Source organism: Streptomyces sp. NPDC007162 (assembly GCF_040634175.1).
Lineage (GTDB): Bacteria > Actinomycetota > Actinomycetes > Streptomycetales > Streptomycetaceae > Streptomyces.
In genome coordinates this window covers 1-2,735 of record NZ_JBEYFC010000817.1, presented here as the reverse complement: position 1 = coordinate 2,735, position 2,735 = coordinate 1, and the positions used below count along the sequence as shown (strand labels likewise).

General features: G+C 70.2%; 1 protein-coding gene and 1 pseudogene. Both read right to left on the bottom strand.

From position 1 onward, the window contains the following. Nucleotides 1-107: 107 nt before the first annotated feature. On the bottom strand, nt 108-2,300 hold the full coding sequence (locus ABZ646_RS44385; RefSeq protein ID WP_360532849.1) for a xanthine dehydrogenase family protein molybdopterin-binding subunit: 2,193 nt from the start codon (nt 2,298-2,300) through the stop codon (nt 108-110). After that, nucleotides 2,300-2,735 (bottom strand): annotated as a pseudogene (locus tag ABZ646_RS44380) (xanthine dehydrogenase family protein subunit M); the annotation flags it as partial. The pseudogene ABZ646_RS44380 and the gene ABZ646_RS44385, both read right to left, overlap by 1 nt.

Sequence of the window (2,735 nt, the reverse complement as noted above, 5' to 3'; positions counted from 1 at the left end):
GTCGCCGCCGCGTCCACGGGGGCGCATGCGCGGCGGCGACCCGGGGGAGGCCCGGCAGCCCCGTACGGGGAGTTGGGCTGCCGGGCCGGTCCAGGGGGACGGTGTCGTCAGAGCAATGCCTCGGCGGTGATGGGTAGTTGGCGGATCCGTCGGCCGGTGGCGTTGTAGACCGCGTTGCCGATCGCGGCAGCCACACCGACCTGGACGACCTCGCCGAGTCCTTTGACGCCCAGCAGGTTGCCGGCGTTGTCCTCGCCGTCCAGGTAGATCGCCTTGATCTCGGGGACGTCGGCGTTCACGGGCACGAGGTAGTCGGCGAGGCTGGCGTTGACGATCCGTCCGTCGCGGTGGTCGGTGACCGTCTGCTCCAACAGTGCGTGGCCGATGCCGCCGATCATGCCGCCGAGGGCCTGGCTGTCGGCGAGCTTGGGGCTGATGATCCGCCCCGCGTCGTACACGCCGAGCATCTTGCGTACCCGCACCAGCCCCAGGTCCGCGTCGACCGAGACCTCGGCGAAGGTCGCGCTGTAGGCGAAATAGGCGGAGCGCTCGGAGCCAGGCCCTTCGTAAGAACCGTTCGCTTCCAGGCGGGAGCGGTCGTTGCGGGCCAGCAGGCTCTGGTACGTCTCCCCACGCGCCATGTTGTTCTGGTCGTGCAGTCGGCCGTTGCGTACGACGACGTCGTCCGCGTCCACGCCGTACAGCGGCGACTCGCGGTCCTCCACGGCCAGCTTGATCGCCTGCTGACGCACCTTGTTGCAGGCGTCGAGGACGGCCGAGCCGACACTCGCCATGGTCGACGAACCGCCGTGCGGCGAGGTGAACGGATACTCCGAGTCCCCCAGCCGGAAGGTCACCGTGCGCATGGTCAGCCCCAGGGCGTCGGCCGCGACCTGGGTCTGGGAGGTGTAGGTGCCCGGCCCCATATCGGTGGTGGCCGCCTCCACGACCGCCGTGCCGTCGGCATCCAGCCGTGCCCTGGCCTGCCCCGGGTACCGCCCGCAGTCGTACCCTCCGGCGGCCATGCCCAGGCCGATCAGCAGGTTCCCCTCCCGTGTGGAGCGCGGCCTGGGGTTACGGCGATCCCAGCCGAACTCCCGGGCACCGACGGTGTAGCACTCGCGCAGCCGCCGGGTCGAGAACGGCTGGTTGGTCGACTCGTCCTCGGCCGGTTCGTTGCGTCGGCGCAGCTCGATCGGGTCGATGCCGAGTTCGTCGGCGAGTTCGTCCATCGCCGACTCGATCACGAAAGAGGCGGGGGCGAAGCCGGGGCCGCGCATCCAGATCGGGGTGTTCACGTCCAACGGCACCTGCCGGTACGCCTGGCGGACGTTGGGCATGCTGTACATCATCTGGCCCGCGCCCAGGACCGCCTCGATGAACGTCTCGTACGACGAGGTCTCGTGGTTGATGTCGTGGATCGCGGCGTTCAGCCGGCCGCGCCGGTCGCTGCCGAGGCGCAGCCGGTACTCGTAGGCCGGCCGGAAACCGGTGCCGAAATACATCTGCTTGCGCGACAGGACCAGCTTCACCGGGCGCCGGGTGACCCGCGCGGCCAGCGCGGCGACGATGGTGTGCGGCCAGCAGCGCAGTCCACTGCCGAAGCCGCCGCCGACGAACGGGTTGATGACCCGCACCGCGTCCGCGGGCAGGTCGAAGACCGCGGCGATCTCGTCGTGCGTGCCCATCACCCACTGCGTCTTGTCCCACACCGTGAGCCGGTTGCCGTCCCAGCGGGCGACGGTGGCATGCGGCTCCATCGGGTTGTGGTGGTTGCGCGCCAGTTCGTACGTCAGGTCCAGCCGTACGACCGAGGAGCGCAGCCCTGCCTCCGCGTCACCGCGCGCATACGGCGTCGGCTCGCCCGGCTTGGCCTTGGTGATGTCGGTCGAGGGCTTTTCGGCGTCGTAGCGGACCTTGACCAGGCTCGCTCCGTGCTGGGCGGCCTCCAGCGTGGTGGCCACCACAACGGCGACCGGCTGGCCGTGGAAGAGGACCTTGTCGTCCTGGAAGACCCGAAGTCTGCGTCCGGCCGGGTTGTTGGAGCCGGGGTTGTCGCGGTACGGCAGTTTCGGGGCGTTGCCGTGGTGGATCACCCGCAGCACGCCCGTGTGTTTCTCGGCGGCGTGTGTGTCGATGGACCTGATGCGGCCACGTCCGATGCTCGCGTCGACGATGACGGCGTGCACGACACCCTTGATGTCGTGTTCGGCGGCGTACTCCGCCTTGCCGGTGACTTTGAGCCGGCCGTCCACGCGGGACAGCGGCGCACCTACGGCTGCCTGCGGCTGGGGGCTCATTACACTTCTCCTACGGTGCGCAGCTGGCGTTCGACGGTTCGCTTCAGGAGCTCGACCTTGAACCGGTTGTGCTGAAGAGGGCGGGCGCCGTCGGCCGCGTGGCGGGAGGCCTCGGCCCACAGGCGGTCCGAGGGGCGCTCGCCGATCAGGGCCTGCTCGACGGCGGGCAGCTTCCACGGCACGGTGGCCACACCGCCGGCGGCGACCTTCGCCTCGCGGATCACGCCGCCGCGTACATGGAGCGCGACGGCCGCCGACGTCAGGGCGAACTCGTAGGACTGGCGGTCGCGCACCTTCAGGTAGCCGGACTTCAGTGGGCGCGGCAGTGCCGGGATCTCCACGGCGGTGATCAACTCGCCCTGCCGGAGGGCGTGTTCGCGGTTCGGGGTGTCGCCGCGGGTGAGGCGGACGAGCCGCTGCGTGGTGAACTCCGGC